Raw genomic sequence first — 22,562 nt, forward strand, 5'->3', positions numbered from 1 at the left:
TTATCAAAACGCTATGATGCTACCAGACCAACTTTTCGGCTTCAGTCATGAAAAATGACAAAATCCGACTAACTAACTAGTATTAGCTTGTCAAAACGCTATGATGCTACCAGACCAACACACTGGCATCAGTCGTAAAAAAAGGACAAAATCGCCCGAATGACCGGCATCAAACAATAAAAAAAGCTATCAAAATCCTTCCAATACACGAAGTATTTGAAATTCATTTGATAGCTTTGTCGCTATATGTTACGAAGGTTAGACATAAACTTTTTAAAAGCTATCTAGTCATACCTCTAGTTTTAAATCAAGAGTGACCTTCTTTATTTTGCAAATTGACTTTGATACAATTCGTAATAAAATCCTTTTTGATCTAATAAACTTTGATGGTTCCCTTGTTCAATAATTTGACCATCCTTCATCACTAAAATACGGTCAGCTTCTTGAATCGTTGAAAGTCGATGGGCAATAACAAAACTTGTCCGTCCTTTCATTAAACGAGCCATCGCTTTTTGAATCAGTTGCTCTAAACGTGTATCGACTGAACTGGTTGCTTCATCTAAAATCAAGATTTTTGGATTCGATAATAACGCACGGGCGATGGTTAATAATTGTTTTTGTCCTAATGAAATATTACTTGATTCTTGATTCATTAGCATTTGATAACCACCCGGTAAAGTACGGATAAAATGATCGACATTGGCTGCTTTAGCTGCTGCTACAATTTCTTCATCGGTCGCATCGAGATTACCGAATCGCAGGTTTTCATTAATGGTTGCTTCATATAACCAAGCATCTTGTAAAACCATACCGAATTGTTGACGATATTCTTGTCTTGGTAAATCACGAATATCAATGCCATCCACTTTGATAGAACCCTTCGTGACATCATAGAATCGCATTAGCAAGTTAATCATCGTTGTTTTACCGGCACCGGTTGGCCCGACAATCGCCACCATTTCTCCGGGTTGCACTTCCACATTGAAGTTTTGAATTAAGGGCTGCTCTGGATTATATGCAAAGGACACATTGTCGAATTGCACATGCCCTGTTAAAGGTTTGGTTAAATGTTGAGTGCCTTCTGACACTTCTTCCTCTTCATCTAACACTTCAAAAATACGATCAAGGGCCGCTTTAGCACTTTGTAATGGACCCGATAATTGGGTAATCGTTTGAATCGGTTGGTTAACTTGCCATACATATTGTACAAAAGCTTGTAAGTTACCAATCGTTAATTTACCCGCCATTACCATTTGCCCACCAAAGAAGGCTAATAATAAATAAGTAATATGAGAGACAACGCTGACAAAAGGCACCATTAAAGAAGAAATAAAACTTGCTTTAAAACCAGTTTGTTCTAAGTCATCTGTAATTCGTTGAAAATCTTCACGTGCATTATCTTCACGACCATATAATTTAATGACATTAAAGCCAGAAAAATTCTCTTGAATATAACCATTCATTTCTCCTAAAATTTTAGCTTGTCGTTTGAAATAAGGTTGTGATTTTTTCAAAATTGCTTGCGCTACAAAATAGGAAATAGGCATACTAATAAAAATGATAGTACCTAATAAAGGATTTAAAATTAACATCATCACAATAACAAGCACAATACTTAAAATCGCATTGATGACTTGTAAAATACTTTGTTGTAAAGCATTGGATACAGACTCAACATCATTTGTTAAACGTCCTAATAAATCACCAAATGAATGATCATCAATATACGAAACGGGTAGTTTATTTAATTTGGCATTTAAATCACGACGAATATCATGCATCGCTCCTTGTACTGCTTCCGTAATATAGTAGTTAGAACCATAAGTGGTTGTTTGCCATAATAACCCTCTAAAGAAGTAAATAACTAACCAAATGATGATAAAGCGATAGTTAATCCCTGCGCCTGGAACGCCTTGCATCATTTCGGTGACATTTTGAGTAATCTCCGTCATAATCAAACCTAATACATAAGGTTCTAGCACATTCATAATGGCTGCAAATACTGTATAAAATAAAGATAAAAATACCGCAGAGCGATAGTGTTTCAAATAATCCCACGCTCTTAAAAAAACATTACGTTGTTTCATTTATATCGCTCCTTTCTATTCTTCTGCCATTGACTGTTGATTTAATTGGGAGTTGGCAATTTCTCGATAAATTTGATTTGTTTTTAATAATTCTTCGTGAGTGCCTCGTCCGACAATTTCCCCTTCATCTAAGACAATGATTTGATCCGCATTCATAATCGTCCCGACTCTTTGGGCAACGATTAATACGGTTGATTCTTTCGTAACTTCTTTTAAGCGACGTCTTAATTCCGCATCGGTACGATAATCCAAAGCTGAAAAACTATCATCAAAGATAAAGATTTCCGGTTGTTTTACGACAGCTCTCGCAATCGAAAGACGTTGTTTTTGCCCACCTGAAAGGTTTACGCCACCTTCCGCAAGATGCGTTTGGAATCGTTCTTGAGTTCGTTTAATAAAGTCACTGGCTTGTGATACATCACTGGCTTTTTCTAATTCTTTATCTGTCGCATTATATTTACCATAACGTAAGTTCTCGCCAATTGTTCCCGTAAATAATAGAGCTTTTTGTGGTATGAAACCAATCTTTTGACGTAAAGCTTTCAAATTATAATCGCGAACGTCAACCCCATCCACTAAAATTTTCCCTAAACTGACATCAAAGAAACGTGGAATTAGCTGAACTAAAGTTGATTTTCCACTACCGGTACTTCCAATAAAGGCAATGGTTTCACCCGGTTTGGTTTTAAAACTAATATTATGTAGAACTGGAATTTCAGTTTCACCAGGATAGGCAAAAGTTACATTGTCAAATTCTAAGTAGCCTTTTTGTTCAGTCTCGGTGATACCATTAGGATTAGGATCAATCGAAATGGGTAAGTCTAAAATTTCTTGTAGACGACTAGCTGAAACCGCTGTACGTGGGTACATCATAAATAAGTTTGCGAATAGCATAAAGGAGAATAAGGCATGGAAAGCATATTCAATGAAAGCTACTAAATCCCCTACTTGTAAATTACCTTGTTCAATGGGTTTTAAAGCAAACCACATAATTAAGACAATAATCCAAATTAACACGTGGGTAAATAAACTTGGCGCTAAGGCTAATAATTTAAAGAGTGATTTAGAAGTATCGGCATAAATGGTATTTTGAGTTTCAAAACGCTCTTCTTGATATTCTTCACGAGCAAAAGCACGAATCACTCGTAGACCGGTCAAGTTTTCTCTGGCATATTGATTCACACGATCTAAAGTAGCTTGTTGTTTTTCCGATAAAGGACGAGATTTAACCGCTATCCAATAGATAGAATAGCCAATAATCGGTATCGCAAATAATAATAACCAAGCTAATGAAGGACTTGTAATTAAAATCATCACCATACTAAAGAACATCATTAAGGGGGTAACGACACCCATTCTTAAAGACATATCGGCGAATTGCATTAATACAAAAGCATCACTTGAAACACGTGTGACTAAGGATGAAACACCAATTTGTTCATATTCATGGTGCGAATATTGTTGAATTTTATCAAATAAATCATTACGCATTTCCTTAATCATTAAGGTCGTTAATTTACTAGAAGCATATGATAAGATGATGCGCCCGAAGAGTCCGGCAATGATTAAGATAAACATCATCAAAGCCCAAAAATAAAGTCTTTCTTGATTCTTAGGCAAAATGCCCTCATCAATCATACGTGCAAGGATAGTTGGTAAACCTAAGTTTATCGCCACAAAAAAAATAGCCCCAAGGCCATCCAATGCAAGCAGTTTTGGATATTTTTTTAAATAACTAAAAATATATTTCATCTTGTTTTTCTTCCCCTTTCTTTTCTTTACTTTTCAATAGTAAACATTTTTTAAAATAAAATCAAATACAAAGTTTAAGATTACGTTTTCAAATCATGGGTTTTGGATAGTGCTTCTTGATAGTGCTTTTTTTTAAAGTGTTGCTTGATGATATTATTTAATGATACTGTTTGATGATACTATTTGATGATGATGTTTAAAGGAACTGCTTGAAAATGGCATTTCGTGCAATCATTATTTTAGAGCAATCAATGATTAAAGTTTGGTCGCTAGCATTGCTGTGTAAATGACACCTGCCAGCCTCTCTTATATTCTAATTAAATATAAGCAGGAGATTTTTTGGCACTAACATTTTCTCCCATAAAATTCCTGTCGATGCCTGCTCCTATAAGAAAGGTAGAACTAGCACGATGCCTTAATCTAAAGAATATAAAAAACTCTAGCAAAACCGAATTAAGGCGTTGCTAGAGTCATTCATATTAGCATCACAATTGCTACAAGGTGTTGGGGGTCAACGATAGCTAGTGGGAAGTAACATCTTCCACCAACTATTGCAGATTGAACAGACTATTCTTAAATACTCTCCTCAACTGCCAAATTTCGAAGGTAATTCCATTCACTTGGAGAATCCCAACGTTTTAGCCTTGTAACAATGTAATCTCTATTTTTGATTTCATCGACCGACAATCATCGAGATACCTTGACCACCACCAATACATAAAGTAGCCAAACCATTTTTTGCATCGCGTTTGATCATCTCATGAATCAAAGTTACTAAAACACGTGTTCCGCTAGCGCCGATTGGATGCCCTAAAGCGATGGCGCCACCGTTGACATTCACAATTTCTCGATTTAATTGTAATTGGTCCGTTACCGCAATGGCTTGAGCCGCAAAGGCCTCATTAGCTTCGACTAAGTCAAGTGCTTCAACTGATAAATTAGCTTTCTGCAATGCTTTTTGGGTTGCGGGTATTGGTCCAAGTCCCATATAGGCTGGATCGACACCTGCAGTTGCATAGGATTTAATGGTTGCCAGTGGGGTTAAACCTAAGCTTTCAGCTTTTTCTTTTGACATTAACACCACGATAGCAGCTCCATCATTTATGCCTGAAGCATTGCCAGCAGTGACACTGCCCTCTTTTTTGAAAGCGGAGCGTAATTTAGTTAGGTCTCCAATTGTGGTATCTGGACGAACTCCTTCATCCATTGAAACAACCATTGGGTCACCTTTTCTTTGTGGGATTGTTATTGGGACAATCTCTTCTTTAAAGCGTTCCGCTTCAATGGCTGCGGTCGCTTTTTGTTGACTTGATACTGCAAATTCATCTTGTTGGTCTCGACTAATCTCATATTTTTCTGCAATATTTTCAGCAGTAATTCCCATATGTTCTTGACTAAAGGCATCCGTTAACCCATCACTAAGCATCATATCGAGGGTTTGTTTGTGTCCCATTCGCCCTCCCCATCTAGCATATAAATCTAAATAAGGGGCTTGCGACATGTTTTCACTTCCACCCGCAATCACTACCTCACTATCACCTAATAAGATTGACTGGGCTCCTAAAATAACGGACTTTAATCCAGAGCCACATACTTTATTCACTACATAGGCATTGGTTGTTTCTGATAATCCTGAATTAATCGCGATTTGTCTTGCGATATTTTGACCTAATCCTGCGCCTAATACATTACCGATAATCACTTCGTCGACTGCATCAGGTGTTAAATTTAATTGCTTTATAGCAGATTGTACTAAGGTTGTCCCTAATTCTACTGCATTGATATTTTTAAATACCCCACCAAACTTGCCAATTGGGGTTCTGATGGCAGAAACGATCACGACTTCTGTCATTGAATACCTCCTTACTTCACTTTCTTGTTATTTAACTATCATAATCTTTTCGAGCTGTTTTGTAAAATTTTATAGAACAATCATTTAAATTAATGAACGATCTTAGACAAAGGCGCCGATGCCGGTTAATTCTCGTGCGACGATCATTGCATTAATTTCATGAGTTCCTTCATAGGTATAAATCGCTTCTGCATCGGTAAAGAATCTGGCCACTTCGGTTTCGTAAGTTATGCCATTACCTCCACAAACTTCTCTAGCAAGTGCAACCGTCTCACGCATGACTAAGGCATTGTGCATCTTAGCCAAAGATGAATTTTTCATCTCGTGGATGCCTTTTTCTTGCAGGTTCGCTACACGTGTTGAATAACTAATCGCTGCTACGACATTTGCTTGCATACGCGCTAATTTTTCTTGGACTAATTGGAAACTTGCTAATTTACGGCCGAACTGTTCACGGGTCGTTGTTAACTTAAGGGCTGCATTAAAGGCACCAGCCGCTGTTCCCATTGCGATATGAGCAACATCGGTTCGCGTATGGATAAAGATTTTCGCCACATCACCGTAACCATTAATGTGCTCTAATCGATCTGCATCAGGTACTTTAACATCTTTTAAGGTAATATGTCCGTTATTAACTAATCTCAAACCAATTTTATGTTGAATATCTTCAACACTTAAACCGGGGGCATCTCCTGGTACGATGAAACATTTTATTTTCTTCGTTTCGGTATCACGAGCAAAGATGGGGATAAAATCAGCGGTTTTGGCTCCCCCAATCCACCGTTTTTCACCATTTAAAATCCATTCATCTCCAACTTTTTCAGCTGTTGTGGCTAATCCACCCGCAATATCAGAACCATGATCCGGTTCAGTTAAACCAAAACAAGTTTGAGCTGTAAATTCACGAATAGCCGTTCCATATCGTTCGCGTTGGGCTTCATTAGCCCCAATTAATATCGTATTATACCCTAACCCTCCATGAACGGTAAAAAAGGTCGCCACCGAAGGATCAAAACGGGCCATTTCTAAATATAGAAAGGCATTATAAATTTCACGTACACGCCATTTTTCATCACGGCCCTCAAAAAGACTTGGATGATCCATAATCCGAGCATTGCGAAAAGCCGTCAAGATTTCCTGACGTGGTAATTGCGCTTTTTCATAGCATTTAATTAAAATGGGACGTACGCGTTCTTCTAATTCGATTCTTAAATGTTGTAGCACTTTTAATTCGCCTAAAGTTAAAGCTGCAGCTTCATTATAGACATCTTCAGGATATAATAATTTTGCTAATTCTTCCACTGATTGGGTCATATTCAACACTCCTTGTTTTTAAACGCTTTCATTATCTAATTTAATATTAACCGATTAAAGAATGTCAGTCTAATAGCTTTTAATCATAAAAACAATAAGTTGAGCTTATTGTTTAAGAAGATACGTTTATAATTGCATAGACTATTTTTGCGTATGTTTGTGTCAACTTCATTTCCAATATTTGCGTAACCTTATTTTCCCGTGTTTGTGTCATCTAAATTTTCTGTTTTTTTCGTAAACTTCATTGTACATATTTACGTCAACCTTATTGCCCATCTTTGTGTCAACTTACTAGCAACAACAAAACGAGTAGACAGTTAATAAAAAATATCATGCTAACTCTCTTTGCCTACTCTATGGATGCTAATTTTTTGTCCAGTTGCTACTTAGTCTATTCAAACCATGGGATGTAATTTGGCATATTACGTCTTGCCGATTGGATAATATTCTTGCCTTGGGTATCCCATTGTACCCAACGATAATAGGCGTCATGATAAAAAGTAAAGATGGTTTGCTTTTGATAGGCCTCTTTCAAAATAGCTTCTTTTTCAAAGATTGAAGTCATCGGATAATCATCGTATGCTAAAACCCATAACGGATTTTGATGTGCATGCGTTGGCATCAAATCTGCCATATGAATGACTTGTTGTTGGCCATCAGTTAACATAACCACTGCATGTCCATTACTATGTCCGCCCGTAAGTTCCATTTTAATCGCATCATTAATGACCAATTCTTGGTTAAATGTTTCCACTTGTGAGACGATTGCTTGCCAATCTTTTTCAAAATAAGTGCTCTTTGAACGGATATTCGGATGTTGTGCTTCATCCCATTCGATGGCCGATACATATATTTTAGCATTGGGAAAGCGTGAAATCACTTCGCCTTTATTATTCGGTATGGTTAAGCCCCCAATATGATCAAAATGTAAATGCGTCATTAATAGACCATCAATATCGTCTACTGTTAGACCCAGCTCAGCTAAACTAGTTTCGAGTTGTGGTTCTGACCAAATACCATAATTGCGTTTTTGCTTATCGGTTAATTTTCCATTACCAACACTCGCATCGATTAAATAGTTTTGCCCTTCATGTTGTATTAAGATAGGATCCGTTGCTAATTCAATTTGGTTCTTATCATTACAGGGATATTTTTTAGACCATAAAGGTTTCGGAACAACCCCAAACATAGCACCTCCATCTAAAGCTGTTTGACCTCCATCTAACCAGGTTAAGGTCATATTGTTAAGTTTTAATTGATCCATAATTTCACCTTTTTCTTTTTACACTAACACCTATTGTAAGCATTTGCAAGCGCATAATATTAAATGCACAACAATCAAGCATCAAATGATTCTCACTTATCTTCACAGGAAAGAATTCCTATACTAATTATTTCCTTACTTCTACTTAAACAGGAAAAATCACTAGGATGACTACTTACTTCCTTTCTTCTGCTTTATGCAGAAGTTTGACTTTAAGTAACTCATTGACAGCAGTCGAACCTAAGATGAGTAACATCCCGACTATTTGTAAATGAGTCATCGGTTGGTTTAAGAAGATGTATGACAAAATAATAGCCGTTACGGGGTCGACATAAGTTAAAAGCGAAGCTGTTTGCGATGGCAAATGATCGAAAGAGTCAAATAACCATACATACACAAAGCCAGTATGTAATGCGCCGATCACTAAGACCAAAATAACAGTCTGTAAATCCATTTTGATACTCGTGAGTCCACTCATCTGACTGACATATCCAATCATTACGACTGCGGCAATGGCCAGTTGCACAAAAGTTTTAACCATTACATCTAAGTTTTTAACTAATTTATTACAAATCATAATCGTGGCATATAAAACGGCGGCCACTAAACCATAAAAGATGCCCTTTAGATGATTGGGGCTAGCACCATTTAATCCACCAGAAATAAACACAACGCCCACTACTGCTAATAAGGTCAAAACAATTTGCCCCTTTGTCAAATGTTCTTTAAATACTAAAGGTGACAATAATATAATCATGACTGGCGCCATATAATAGCATAAAGTCGCAATCGAAACGGTGGTCCACTGATAGGCTTCAAAAAGAAAAATCCAATTAAATCCCATCGCAAAACCAGTAATTAATAGCCAGAGCCAATTTTGACGGATTGCCTGCCAATCAAAAACAATACCTTTATAATGAATCCATCCTAAAATAAACAGAGAGCCAATGATCGCCCTAAACATCGCAATAGTAGCAGATGGTAAGGCAATGTAATGAACAAATAGACCAATACTCCCTACCACCATCATAGCAAAAATCAATTTCAAACGTTGTGACATCTACCTTACCTCCTTGTAAAAAAAAGAACTGAGATAATCCCATTTGATTAATTTCAAATGAGAATAAGATTAACTCAGTTCTAATAATATAGTCTATTTTATCTGTTTTTTAACGCGCGGTCAATATCACGTTTGGCTTGTTGTTCTTTTAAAGCATGACGTTTATCATATTTGTTCTTACCACGAGCTAAGCCAAACAATAATTTAGCTCGTCCTCGGACAAGATATACTTTTAATGGGATTAATGTCATTCCCATTAGTTTTACTTGTTGAGACATCTTAATAATTTCTGCTTTATGTAATAATAATTTACGGTCTCGCAATGGATCGTGATTAAAAATATTTCCATGATCATATTCACTTACATGGGCATTCTTTAACCAAGCTTCACCTTGATAAATCGAGACGTAAGCATCTTGAATATTCATCTTGCCTTTACGGATGGACTTAATTTCTGTCCCTTTTAACACTAGACCTGCTTCGTAAGTCTCAATGATTTCATAATTATGACGCGCCTTACGATTTTGCGCTAATGGCTTATCCTTTCCAGGTTGTGCCATCGACTCCACCTACCTTATCTACCTCGCTTACGAATCTTAAAAGATTTTTTCGCTGAGGATTTACTCGCTTTATTTTTGGAGTTTTTACTCTTTGAATAAACTTTCTCTCTTCCACTTGCTCGTTGAAAATCTTTTTTCGATTTTGGGCGATTTTTTTTATCTTTTTTGCCTTTTTGTTTAGGTAAACTAATGGGCTTCATGCCTTCCATGGGCTCCGCTTTAATTAATTTAAAATCAATATTACGTTCATCCATATCGACCGCCATTACTTCAATGGTCACTTTTTGACCAATGCGGTAAATATTGCCACGATTACGTCCCATTAATACCATATGTTGAGGATTAAATTCATAATAGTCATCGTCTAAATCTTTTAAGGAAATTAAGCCTTCAATTGTATTTGGTAATTGAACGAAAATACCAAATGATGTAATCGAGCTAATCATCCCTTCGTATTGTTCTCCGACTTTGTCCATCATATATTCTGTTTTCTTCAGTGCATCGGTTTCGCGTTCAGCATCTACTGCCCGTCGTTCCATTTTTGAAGCATGTTCGGCAATCCCTGGTAATTTATCTTCTAATTTTTCAATTTCCTTGGCACTTGGTTGATTGACTAAATACCGATGAATTAAGCGATGAACCATTAAATCTGGATAACGACGGATTGGCGAAGTAAAATGTGTATAGTCTTCAGCCGCTAATCCAAAATGTCCAGCTGGTAAATCACTATATTTGGCTTGTTGCATACTGCGTAACATCATCGTTGATACCACTTGTTCAAAGGGCTCCCCTTCTACCGCTTTAAGGGCCTGTTGTAATTGACGCGGTTCAATTTGTGCTACATTTCCTCTTAATACCATCCCAAAACTAGTCACAAATTCCGCAAAGCGCAACATTTTTTCTTCTTTGGGTTGTTCATGAATACGATAAACAAAAGGTAATTGACGCTTCGTATATTCGTAAGCTACCGTTTCATTAGCACATAACATAAAGGATTCGATTAATTTTTCACCTGTATACCGGGCTCTTAATTGAATATCAAGGGGATGACCTTCTTCATCTACAATAATTTTAGCTTCTGGCGCATCAAAATTCAATGCTCCACGATTAGTTCTTTTCGCTTCTAAAATATGATGCAACTCCGCCATTTCTTGTACCATTTCACTAATTTCGCTAAACTCGCGATTGGTTACATCATCGCCATTAATCATTTTATTGACAGCATCATAAGTCATTCGATAGGATGAATTAATGACGCTTGGATAAATCTCATAGTCGATGACTTCTCCACGGGTGTCTACTTTCATGTCGCAAGTTAACGTTAGACGGTCCTCATTGGCATGTAAGGAACAGATACCATTAGAAAGACGTTGCGGTAACATTGGCACGACACGGTCTGTTAAATAGACACTGGTTCCACGTTCAAAAGCTTCACGGTCAATGGCCGAGCCTTCTTTGACATAATGAGAAACATCAGCGATATGGACACCTAATTGGAAAGTACCATCGTCATTTTTCTCTAATGATATCGCATCATCTAAGTCTTTCGCATCCGCGCCGTCGATGGTGATAATTAATTCATGTCTTAAATCACGACGTCCTGCTAAATCTTTAGAGTCAATTTCTTGTGGAACCGCATCTGCTTCTGCCATCACATTTTCAGGGAATTCATGCGGAATTCCAAACTGAAACAGAATGGCTAAAATATCTACACCTGGTGCGTCACGGTGCCCAATCTCTTTCGATACTAAACCAGTTAAAAGATTAGGGTTATCGCTTGTGGGATATTCTTTAATCTTAATAATACAAATCGTATGATCTGCCGGATGAATCCCTTCAGGCAAGACCATTATTTTGACCTCTTCGCCATATTCACCTTGAGGTACAATATAACCTAAATAACCGGTCTGTTCACGTTCATCTTGATTATAACTGAAAAATTCACCCACCATTTGTTTGGTTACTCTTTCAATGACTTTCGTAACCATCGCTTCCGAGCCTTTGCCCGTTTCGGGGTCAACTCGTTTTATAATTTGTGCTTCGACGATATCGCCATTCATCGCTGCCCCCGTATTGGTTGGTGGGACAAATAAATCTGGTTCGCCTTCTTCATAAGTAATAAAACCAAATCCTTTGTTATTGGCGCGGAATGTTCCTGTTATTAAATTATGAGACGTTTGTATCGATCTGAATTTATTGCCATTGATCATTTCCACTTCTTTAATGTGTTGTAAAAAAGTAATGGCTTTAACGAGCTTTTTGTATTTCTTGACCCCTTGCATCTTAAATTCAGTTGCTAGTTGGTTAATTGTAAAGCCTGTTTCTTTATTGGCTCTAAAAAATGCTAAAAGTTCTTGTTCAAAACTTGTTAATGACATCGTGAGCCTCCTCTCTCATTTTAAATTTTATCTTTGGATAAAGGCTAATAGGGATTGTTCAAACGCAGAGCGTTCTCGATTGGTAGTGATGACATGAGTGTTATGTTCAAACCATTGGAAATCAACTTCTTGCGCGCCGGTTAATGCGTCTCTCACTAAATACGCATCTTCTGGATCAATCATTTCATCTTCGCCTGATTGAGCAAGATAAAAGCGACTGGTAATTTGTGATAATTCCATATAAAAAGACATCGCAAAATAAGAAATCGACTCAATTTGTTCACGATAAAGTCTCATTATACGGTCCTTTTCCACTTGGTACTCATCTAAGCGATTTTGCTTCTCGTATAAATGACGTGCATATTGTTCGAAGAAATAACCAACATCAATTTGTTGAGCAGTAAAAACGGGAGAATTAAACACTCCACCCGCTAAATTAGCTTGATGGTTTTCGGTTAATAAACGTGTCGCAAAGATTCCTCCTAGCGACAAACCAAATACGAATAATTGTTCATATTGACGCCCTTGCATATAATGTAATGCTGCTTGTGCTTGTTCCCACCATTGATCGGGATGAGCTTCTAAAATATCGTAAATATCATCCGTACCATGCCCTTTAAAAGTGGGACATAACACTTCAATGCCCGCTCTTTGTAAAAATCGTGCCGTAGATAAAAAATCATTCGGCGATCCTGTATAGGCATGAAATAAAATAACACCTGTAGTCGCTCCTTCAACTTGATAAAAACGACTGTTTTCTATGATTGTTTCACTCATCTTTCACACTCCTACTCCTTTTTATTGTACATTATTTACTATTTCACTGCAAAAAAAGAAACTATGACAAACGCATAAAATAAGGGTTTATCATAGTTCAAAAATCTTATTTAGCTGATAAATAGGCCAACGCAAGGGCTAAAGCAAAGAACACAAAACCTAGAACAGATGTCGCTTTAATTAAGAAAGCTTCGAAGCCACGCGCTTTTTGTCTTCCTTGTTGATCAGCGCCACCACCGGTTAATGTACTGGCCGCGTTACTTTTGGCTGGTTGTAAAACTACTAATAAAATCAGTAAAACTGCTACCACCATCAATGCGATTAATAATGCATTATACAAAGGTATTACCTCCTCTTGAAGATTCCATTAATAATCTTACCATACAATGATTTAAATTGCTATGATTCTAAATCAAATCTAATAGAAAAAATTAAAGAGCACATATGATTCTTAATCAAATCTAATAGAAAAAAATAAAGAGTATAATGGTTGGTTATAGCGCCATCCTATTTCATTAATCCACTTACCAAGACATTTCTTTGTCATTAGTCTAGCGATTGACAAGGCCTCTATGTTACTCCGATTTCATTAAAAGTGAGATAAAATATTGTAATTATCTTTAAAATGGGTTAAGTTAAGAATAATAAGAAAAGGAGCCATTGATATGAAACAACCTTTAATCGTTTATAAAGTAGGTACTTCCTCATTAACACAACCAGATGGCAGTATCGATATCCAAAAAATAATTAATATAACAGACCAATTAGCTACCTTACATCAACAAGGTTATCAGTTGGTATTAGTGACTTCCGGCTCCATTGCGGCTGGTTTTAGAAGATTAGGTTTTTCAAAACGACCTACTCGTATTGCAGAAAAACAAGCTAGCGCCGCTGTTGGACAAGGCTTATTAATTGAAGAATATACTAAATATTTATTAAAGCATCAAATTGTCAGTGCACAAGTTTTACTGACTCAAGATGACTTTGCTGATCAAAGACGTTATCGTAATGCCGCTAATGCTTTACAAGTTTTAATTTCTAACCAAGTAATACCCATCATCAATGAAAATGACACCATCGCTGTAGAAGAAATTAAAGTAGGTGACAATGACACGCTTTCTGCTCAAGTCGCTTCTTTACTAAAAGCTGATTTATTAGTGCTCTTAACCGATGTCGATGGCCTCTATTCCGATAATCCAGTGAAAAATCCACAAGCAACATTTTTCGAACGCATTAACGAGATTACCCCTGAATTATTTGAAATGGCTGGCGACGCAGGCACCAATAATGGAACAGGTGGCATGACAACTAAACTGATTGCCGCTAGTTTAGCAACTAAAGCGGGTACACCCGTTTTTATCTGTTCATCAGCCAATCCGAATGCCATCGTAGAAGCAGCCACTCAATCCAATAAAGGAACGCTTTTTATTGCGAATGAAGATATTATGGCTCAAAAGAAACAATGGTTATCCTTTTATGCACGTACCACTGGCAGTATTAATATTGATGTTGGTGCTGAATATGCGATGCTCCATACCGGAAGTAGTTTATTATTAACCGGGATTACAAAAGTTCAGGATTCTTTTCAAGCGGGAGATATTATTTCCGTTTATAGCTTGGACGGTCAACATCTAATCGGCAAAGGTCAGACGCGTTTTTCTCATCGTGAAATTAAAGATAAATTATCTACCAAACAAAATAATGACATTGTGATTCATCGCGATGATTGGGTCACCATTAATTAGGAGGTCTTAAAATGAAAACTACGCAAACCATTTTACAAACCGCAAAAGAAGTGAAAGCTTCGATCAATTTTGCCAATACTGTTCAAAAAAATGAAGTCTTAACCGCAATGGCAGCAGAATTATTAAAAGCAACCCCCAACATTTTAGCAGCGAATGCTGAGGATTTAGCACAAGCTAAAGGTCAAATTGCTGATATTATGCTTGACCGCTTAATGCTGAACGAAGCACGTATTGAAGACATGGCCGCCGGTATTTTAGCGGTAAAAACATTAAAAGATCCTGTCGGAAGAGTCTTAGAGGAAAGAACCTTGGAAAACGGCCTGGAACTCACCAAACGCTCGGTTCCATTTGGCGTTTTAGGTATGATTTATGAAAGTCGTCCAAATGTAACAGTTGATGTCGCTGCCTTAGCGGTTAAAAGTGGCAATGCCGTTGTCCTTCGCGGCGGTAAAGAAGCTTATCGTAGTTCAAAAGCAATCTGTGATGCCTTAAGAGAAGGGATTAAACAAGCAGGATTAAATCCTGATATAGTCCAATTAATTGAAGATACGACTAGAGCCAGTTCAAAAGAAATGATGAAAGCGAAAGGCTACATTGATTTACTAATCCCACGTGGTGGCGCCGGGTTAATTCAAACTGTGATGCAAGAAGCAACTGTTCCGGTCATCGAAACAGGTACCGGAATTTGCCATATTTATGTCGATCAAACTACCGATATTACTCTAGCCATAAAGGTAGTTGACAACGCTAAAACCAGTCGCCCTTCGGTTTGTAATTCAGCTGAAGTCTTATTAGTACATCAAGCCATTGCTGAAGAATTGCTGACTCAATTAGCGACTACTTTCCAAGACCGTGTTGAATTACGTGCAGATCAGCGCGCACTACCTTATTTACCTCAAGCGACATTAGCTAATGACGATGATTTTGCGACTGAATTTTTAGATTATATTATGGCTATCAAGGTTGTCGATTCTATTGATGAAGCCATTGAGCACATCAATCAACACTCGACGGGACATAGCGAAAGTATTTTGAGTGATGATCCAGTTGCCATTATGAAATTCACCGAACAAGTCGATAGTTCATCGATTTACGTCAATGCTTCCACCCGCTTTACCGATGGTGGCGAGTTTGGGCTTGGTTGTGAAATTGGTATTTCCACTCAAAAAATGCACGCGCGTGGCCCAATGGGCTTAAGAGAATTGACCAGTTATAAATATATCTTGAAAGGTAATCATACGATTCGTTAACCAATCCAAAACAAAAACCCTAACACAAACCAATCGTCACGATGTCTTGCTCAAATCCGAAAATTAGCTTTAAGACATCAATAGTGACTTGGTTAATGTTGGGGCTTTATTTATTATTATGTTAATCGTTTATGTTGGGATAAAAACTGAACACAAAAAGAGCTTGGAACAGGTTTATTTTTATGTTGTTGATTGCTTTAATTTGGTGCATTTTATCATATCCTGTTGGATTTTGAATTAGTTGTCATAAAACTTCGTGAGTTGGACTTTGAACTAGTTATTATAAAACTTCGTGAGTTGGACTTTTTATCATAACCCGTTGGACTTTGAACTAGTAATAATAAAAAAATACACGTTAAAGTTTTTATCATAACGCATTACCATGTGGCGCTTATTCTGACAACGTTATACTTGAAGCTGCATTATCCTTATGGAATCAAAAAGCAACCTAACCATCAATTGCTATTAAGCATCCATCTCCATCACTTCGCTGAAAATAGCTCCCATCTCTTCTTGAATGGTTAACACATCAGAACGATGCAGTGGTACGGCTGTTTTATTAATAACGACAATTTTACGTCCATTGAAGTAGTTTACCAAACCAGCTGCCGGATAGACCACCAATGAAGTACCGGCAATAATCATTAAATCAGCTTGATGAATCTTATGAACCGCATCATTCATCACTTGTTGATCTAATGGTTCTTCATATAATACAACATCTGGCTTCACCATCCCATGACAACTCTCACATCTTGGAATCCCATCTTTATTAAGAACTAATTCATCTAAATGATAGTAGCGATGGCATTCCATACAGTAATTACGTGCGACACTGCCATGTAATTCATATACCTCTTGACTGCCCGCTTTTTGATGCAATCCATCAATATTTTGCGTGACGACTGCCACCTCTTTCCCTTTTGTTTCTAACCATCTTGCAAAATGATGGGCAACATTAGGTTTTGCTTCACGATAGACTAGTTTATCAAAATAAAATTCAAAAAATATTTTTGGATATTGATTAAAGAAAGAACGAGAAATGATTTGTTCAGGAGAAAATTGATAACCTTGATCTTCTACATAAAGGCCTTGTGCTGAACGAAAATCGGGAATACCACTATTGGTTGATACTCCTGCTCCACTAAAAAATACAATCCGCTGACTCTCTTCTATTAACTGTTTAAACTCTGTTAAATCTGCCAACCTACCCACCCTTTCATTATTATTAAAAAGAACTGGGCAGAAATGCGATCACCCTCATTTCTTTCCAGTCACTTATCTTGATGGAATAACACAGCGTTCAAATAGCATCAAACAGTCAATACTCAATCATGTTGAAGCGCTATTCAAACGGTGTAATGTGGTCATAAGAAGCAAAAATCAGCTTACTTCTACTTCGTAACCACGCTATTCTCTATCTATATTCAATTATACCAAAAATAGTTAACGATTTTGGCTTATTTTAAAGCATTTTTTGCAACTTGTAATGGTTGCTTATAAGTAGGTTCTTCGGTTAATTCTTCGACAATTTCACGATATTGAATGACACCATTTTGATCGACAACATATACGGTACGTGCTAATAAATCATTGCCGTCTAAATTAATGTCTAATCCATAAGCACGGCCGAATTCACCTGATTCATCAGTTAAGGTATCAACATCTAATTCATTTTCTTGATTCCAAGTATTAAATTCTTGTGGTGTATTGCGTGAAACCGTTAAATATTGAATATCACCTGATTTTGTTTCATCAGATAAACGTTTGGTTTGTAACTCACAAGTGCGAGTTAAAATATTAGGAACCACACTTAAAATGGTCACTTTGTCCGATAATAAATCTTTCAGTTGGACTGTTTCACCTTTTCGATTAACCAATGTCGCATTAGGTGCTAAATCACCCACTTCAACTTGTTTACCTTCAATTACTAATGGTTCTCCGTTCACTTTAATTTCCATGTTGTGTACCTTCTTTCTTTGTTGTTAATTTAATTATACAAAAAACAACCGCCATTACACAAAGGATGTGCTTGCGGTTGTTGATTGATTTGATGTCCAATAACGAAAAGCGAGTTATCACTTACCAAACTGATGTTTATAATAAACCTTCAAATTCAGCTTGTTGACTCGTAATATAGTGTGCATCGATCACTTCAATTTCTATGTTTTGTACTGCCTCTTGAACTAATGCTTGAATATCTAAAGTTTCTTCTAAAAGCTCAATTTTCCCTTGACGTGGCTTGGTCTTTGGCGAAGAAGGTGCAAAAACCGTACAGCAATCTTCATAAGGTTCATTGCTAATATCATAAGTACCTACTTTTTCAGCTAACTCAATGATTTCATTTTTATCAACTGCAATTAACGGTCTTAAAACTGGAGAATGTGTCACCGAATTAATGACATTCATACTCGTCAAGGTTTGACTCGCTACCTGCCCTAAAGATTCACCCGTTACAATAGCTTCTGCCTGACGTTCAATTAACAGTTGATCCATAATACGCATCATCATCCGACGCATGACGGTCATTGAATATTCATCGGGAACAGTTTCTTTAATTGCTTCTTGTATTTTGGTAAAAGGAACATTAATGAAATGAATAGGTTTAGCATACTTCGCTAAAACTGAAGTCAGACGTTTGGTCTTATCCAAGGCCTGAGGACTTGTATAAGGCGGACTACTAAAATGAACAGCTTCAACTTCCAATCCACGTTTAATCATTTGATATCCAGCAATTGGTGAATCAAAACCGCCTGACAACATTAATAACCCTTTACCACTTGATCCATATGGTAAACCACCCAATCCTTGATAAGAGACTAAACTCAAGTTAGCTCCGGTATTTTGATGGATACCAATCGATAATGTGTGGGTCGGACGACGTAAATCGACGCCCATTTCCGGGTAGCGCTCACCAATCACATACCCTACTTCGCGTTGTAAACTCATCGTATCATACTGGAATGATTTGTCAGAGCGTTTCGCTACGACACGGAACGTATCCCCTTGCTTAATCGTTAATTCTTCGAATAATTCCAGTGCTTTGCTTTTAATTTGTTCAAGGTCTTTTTCCACCCGATGAACCGGCTCAAATCTAGAAATCCCCGGTATTGTCTTTAATATTTCAACAATTTCTGTCACAGGCGTGTGTTCCCATAATAAATGCATAAAATCATGATTGACAGTAATTTTAATATTTTCTAAATGTTTGGTTTGAAGACGAATATGTTCGGCTAATCGTTGTTGAAAAGACTTTCGATTACGACCTTTAGTGGATAATTCGCCATAATGAATAACTAATTGATACATACTAACTCCTTATTAATAATTTATTACTATTTGAAGCGACTTAACTATATATTTTCGAGTTGAATCAGCCATACTGAGATTATTTTCAGCTTTGAATCGACTAAGTTAACATTCGTTAACTTTTTGAAGAGGCTAAGTCGAGATTCTTTTCTGTATTAAATTGATTAAGCTGAAACTATTCCAGTACCATGAGATCATACTAACATTATTTTCAACCGTTAATCGATCCTTTATATCTTTTTAAGCAAATTTAGCAGTGACTTTTTCAATAATTTTAATGAGTTCATTTACCTGCGTGCTGGTAGTCAAACTCGACATACTCAGACGTACTGCCGATTCAGAAATGTTATCAGGAACCCCCATCGCTTTTAGTGTCGAATGCACTTGATGCTTGCGACTTGAACAGGCACTCGTAGTCGAAATCATAACGCCTTCCGTTTCAAATGCATGCACTAACACCTCGCCAGGAATCGACGGATAGGCCACACATAGAATATGTTCACTTGCCGATTCTTCGGCAAACACTTGCCAATTTTGTGCTTTAAATGCTTCGATTAATGATTGACGGAATTTAGCCAGGTTTTGCTTCACTGCTTCTTGTTTGGTACTTGCGAGACGTAATGCCTTTGCGGTCGCTACAATACTAGCTAAATTTTCAGTACTACTGCGTAATCCTTTTTCTTGACCCCCGCCATAAATAAAGGGCTGTGTGTTAACTTTCTGTTTTAAGGTTAAAATCCCAGTACCTCGTCCAGCATGAAATTTATGTCCCGATAAAGTCATGGCATCGATGCGCGAATTATGTAACAGAGATAATTGGGTAGTAACAGCTTGCACAGCATCAACATGCCAAATGATTTGCGGAAATTCTGCCAATAGTTCAGCAATTTGCTTCAAAGGTTGAACCGTGCCTACTTCATTGTTCACTGCCATTGTTGATATTAATAGGACATCGGAATCCAACTGCTCTTTTAATGCTTCTAGATTCATTTCCCCTTGTGGGTTAACGTTGATTCGTTCAACCATATAATTTTCAGACAAAAGGAAATTGATTTGCTCATATGCCGAGGGATGTTCTATGGCTGAAATCAAAATCCGTTTTGCGTTGGGCCGATGCTTACTCAATTCTCGTACTACCGCTTGTAATACCCAGTTGTTGGCTTCAGTCCCACTAGAAGTAAAATAAACTTCATTCGTTTTGACTTGTAAGATTTCAGCTACTTGTGCGCGTGCTTGTTCTAATAATTTTTTTGATTTAACGCCTAATTCATGTATACTTGATGGATTCGCAAAATATTCCCTTGATACATGTAAATAGGTGTCTAATACCGTTTGATCAGGCATTGTGGTTGCACTATTATCAAAATATAACATTCATAACCTTCCTTCATTTGATGTCTGTGCGATTTAAAAACGATTAGACGGTACTTAATCAGTACTTATCTAATCGTTTCAAATCATTAATAAATCCGACTTTGTTTTTCTTTATGATACATACGACGAACTTGCGTTGGTGCATCTTGATCTACTCGGCGTAAAGCTTTTTCAATCACTGCTAAACTATCACCATAACGGAAATCTTGGTGGAATAAATATTGTGCTTCTCTAATGGCATCATCCACTTCAGGATAATCATATCGGAATCGATTACTATGTTGAATCATGTATTCCGTTAACATGGCATTATCAATCGTTTGTTCCGTTAACTCTTCTAATTTATTTAAGTTTTCGACTAATCTTGCTTCTAAAGTTTCAATTTCAAACATGTCGATTCGTACTTTATTAAGTAGTTTCGCTAACTCTTCAATTTGATCGGTTACTTTAAAGAATAAGGTATAGTAATTATCATTTAATCCAGGTAAGTGATGCTTTTCAATTCTACGTTTATAATTACGTAAATCCATTTCATAAAGATCTAAATTTTGTTTCGTTTCTTTTTCTTTATGATTCATATCCGATAAACCTTGGACTAACTTATTTTGTTTTTCATCAATTTCTTCAACGCGTTTCTTGATTTTCTTAATGTCAGAATCAACCTTAGTATAAATCACTGTATGATCATTAATTTGTCCAACAATATCATTGAATCGTTGATACTCATTGCGAATTTGTTCCGTTAATTCTGATACTTGATCTAATTCATTATTATGTAAAATATAACTTTGAGAAATACGATCGACTTCAATGCCGGCATAACGGTTATTTTCAGAAACTTGGTCTAATTGCGTGCCTAATTGGTTAATATTCTTATTAACATATTCTTTTGAAGCAATTTCACTTTCCATCAATTCATATAACGAGTTAATTTCACGTTCAGATTTATCCATTTGCGTTCTTGCTTCAACTAAGTCTGCATTTTTAATTTTAATTTTAGCTTCATCAAGTAATTCTTGAACAGCATCAATTTCTTCAGGAATATTAATATCACCAAATTTAAAGTGACTTTCAACCATCTTTTGATAACCATCGCGTAAATCTTCAATTGAATCTTCGTATTTATTCTTAATTTGGTTATACATCGCTGGAATTTTTTCTAAAATTTCTTCCAAACTTGATAAATCCGATTCAATGACAGCGAGCATTTCTTTCGCTTCTAAATGATCACCCGAAGCTGTTAATTCATTGTATTTAGTGAAATTTAATTCTAAATACTGTAAATTTTTCTCTAAAGTTTCAATGGCAGGACCATAATCGAAACTATGATTCATCACACTTTTACGTGCTGTATTGTAGCGTTCTAGTAACGCTTCAATTTCTTCACGGTTTTGTTCATCAACGCTTAATAGCTCTTTTAATGCTTCGCTCAAATCGTCCACTTGCGCTTCGGTTTCGTCTAACATTTCGCGAGCATCTTCTAAAACCTTTTTAGATTTTACAATGTTCATTTGATCTGCAAATTGTTCAGCACCGACGAGTGCCGCTTCAATCTCAGTAAATTGGTAATTGGTAATGGTTTGCCAATTTGCGACTAAATTTTCGTATTGGCGTTTTGTTTGACCCGATAATTCCATATTTTTTAACGTAAATAATTGGTCAGGTATTGAAACTTCCATTACGCGATCTTTTCTTTTTTCTAATTCATTAATATCCTTTGTTAGTTGGCTCTTCATATAAAAGAAAACCCCATACCCAACTAACACCAGAATGACGATTATAAATAATATATCCGTAAATCTCAATGTCGTTCGCTCCTCTAATCCTTCAAAAATACATT

The 22,562-nt window shown here is 36.7% G+C and carries 17 protein-coding genes; 2 read left to right on the forward strand and 15 right to left on the reverse strand.

The annotated features are described in order from the left end of the window. Positions 1 to 323 precede the first annotated feature (323 nt). The 10 genes from HMPREF2811_RS05520 to secG form a co-directional block, all read right to left on the reverse strand. Positions 324 to 2,087 carry an ABC transporter ATP-binding protein gene (locus HMPREF2811_RS05520; protein WP_071408455.1) on the reverse strand — a complete coding sequence of 588 codons (1,764 nt, stop codon included), beginning with the start codon at positions 2,085 to 2,087 and terminating at the stop codon, positions 324 to 326. A 15-nt stretch (positions 2,088 to 2,102) separates the two neighbouring features. Then, complete coding sequence (locus HMPREF2811_RS05525) at positions 2,103 to 3,839, reverse strand: ABC transporter ATP-binding protein (protein WP_071408456.1); 1,737 nt, start codon at positions 3,837 to 3,839, stop codon at positions 2,103 to 2,105. A 673-nt stretch (positions 3,840 to 4,512) separates the two neighbouring features. After that, positions 4,513 to 5,691 (reverse strand): acetyl-CoA C-acetyltransferase, encoded by a 1,179-nt coding sequence (locus tag HMPREF2811_RS05530; protein WP_071408457.1) that lies wholly within the window; start codon positions 5,689 to 5,691, stop codon positions 4,513 to 4,515. Between the two features lie 102 nt (positions 5,692 to 5,793). Next, positions 5,794 to 7,005: an acyl-CoA dehydrogenase FadE gene (locus HMPREF2811_RS05535; protein WP_071408458.1), complete on the reverse strand. Its 1,212-nt coding sequence runs from the start codon at positions 7,003 to 7,005 to the stop codon at positions 5,794 to 5,796. A gap of 391 nt (positions 7,006 to 7,396) precedes the next feature. Next, on the reverse strand, positions 7,397 to 8,269 hold the full coding sequence (locus HMPREF2811_RS05540; protein WP_071408459.1) for a YtnP family quorum-quenching lactonase: 873 nt from the start codon (positions 8,267 to 8,269) through the stop codon (positions 7,397 to 7,399). A gap of 175 nt (positions 8,270 to 8,444) precedes the next feature. After that, positions 8,445 to 9,329: a DMT family transporter gene (locus HMPREF2811_RS05545; protein WP_071408460.1), complete on the reverse strand. Its 885-nt coding sequence runs from the start codon at positions 9,327 to 9,329 to the stop codon at positions 8,445 to 8,447. Positions 9,330 to 9,427: 98 nt separating this feature from the next. Next, a complete protein-coding gene (smpB, locus tag HMPREF2811_RS05550; RefSeq protein WP_071408461.1) occupies positions 9,428 to 9,889 on the reverse strand; it encodes an SsrA-binding protein SmpB in 462 nt (153 codons plus the stop codon). A gap of 14 nt (positions 9,890 to 9,903) precedes the next feature. Further along, positions 9,904 to 12,267, reverse strand: a complete 2,364-nt coding sequence (gene rnr / locus HMPREF2811_RS05555) for a ribonuclease R (protein WP_071408462.1) — start codon at positions 12,265 to 12,267, stop codon at positions 9,904 to 9,906. Positions 12,268 to 12,294: 27 nt separating this feature from the next. Further along, positions 12,295 to 13,044 (reverse strand): alpha/beta hydrolase, encoded by a 750-nt coding sequence (locus HMPREF2811_RS05560; RefSeq protein ID WP_071408463.1) that lies wholly within the window; start codon positions 13,042 to 13,044, stop codon positions 12,295 to 12,297. Between the two features lie 106 nt (positions 13,045 to 13,150). After that, positions 13,151 to 13,384, reverse strand: a complete 234-nt coding sequence (gene secG / locus HMPREF2811_RS05565; RefSeq protein ID WP_066124205.1) for a preprotein translocase subunit SecG — start codon at positions 13,382 to 13,384, stop codon at positions 13,151 to 13,153. Positions 13,385 to 13,709: 325 nt separating this feature from the next. Here secG and proB point away from each other — a divergent pair, with 325 nt between their 5' ends. Next, positions 13,710 to 14,789, forward strand: coding sequence for a glutamate 5-kinase (gene proB / locus HMPREF2811_RS05570; protein WP_071408464.1), 1,080 nt, complete (start codon positions 13,710 to 13,712; stop codon positions 14,787 to 14,789). Positions 14,790 to 14,800: 11 nt separating this feature from the next. Then, entirely contained in the window at positions 14,801 to 16,039 is a 1,239-nt protein-coding gene (locus HMPREF2811_RS05575; RefSeq protein WP_071408465.1) for a glutamate-5-semialdehyde dehydrogenase, read from the forward strand. Positions 16,040 to 16,504: 465 nt separating this feature from the next. On the opposite strand, the gene HMPREF2811_RS05580 is transcribed toward HMPREF2811_RS05575, so the two are convergent. From HMPREF2811_RS05580 to HMPREF2811_RS05600, 5 genes are all read right to left on the reverse strand, one after another. Then, positions 16,505 to 17,245, reverse strand: a complete 741-nt coding sequence (locus HMPREF2811_RS05580; protein WP_071408466.1) for an NAD-dependent protein deacylase — start codon at positions 17,243 to 17,245, stop codon at positions 16,505 to 16,507. Between the two features lie 254 nt (positions 17,246 to 17,499). Next, positions 17,500 to 18,000 (reverse strand): redoxin family protein, encoded by a 501-nt coding sequence (locus tag HMPREF2811_RS05585; RefSeq protein WP_071408467.1) that lies wholly within the window; start codon positions 17,998 to 18,000, stop codon positions 17,500 to 17,502. Positions 18,001 to 18,136: 136 nt separating this feature from the next. Then, positions 18,137 to 19,348, reverse strand: a complete 1,212-nt coding sequence (thiI, locus tag HMPREF2811_RS05590; RefSeq protein WP_071408468.1) for a tRNA uracil 4-sulfurtransferase ThiI — start codon at positions 19,346 to 19,348, stop codon at positions 18,137 to 18,139. Positions 19,349 to 19,588: 240 nt separating this feature from the next. Further along, the gene (locus HMPREF2811_RS05595) at positions 19,589 to 20,722 is read right to left on the reverse strand and encodes a cysteine desulfurase family protein (protein ID WP_071408469.1); all 1,134 of its coding nucleotides are present in this window, start codon (positions 20,720 to 20,722) and stop codon (positions 19,589 to 19,591) included. An 86-nt stretch (positions 20,723 to 20,808) separates the two neighbouring features. Then, positions 20,809 to 22,527, reverse strand: a complete 1,719-nt coding sequence (locus HMPREF2811_RS05600) for a septation ring formation regulator EzrA (RefSeq protein ID WP_071408470.1) — start codon at positions 22,525 to 22,527, stop codon at positions 20,809 to 20,811. Positions 22,528 to 22,562 lie beyond the last annotated feature (35 nt).

It is taken from the genome of Globicatella sp. HMSC072A10, from assembly GCF_001811625.1.
Lineage (GTDB): Bacteria > Bacillota > Bacilli > Lactobacillales > Aerococcaceae > Globicatella > Globicatella sanguinis.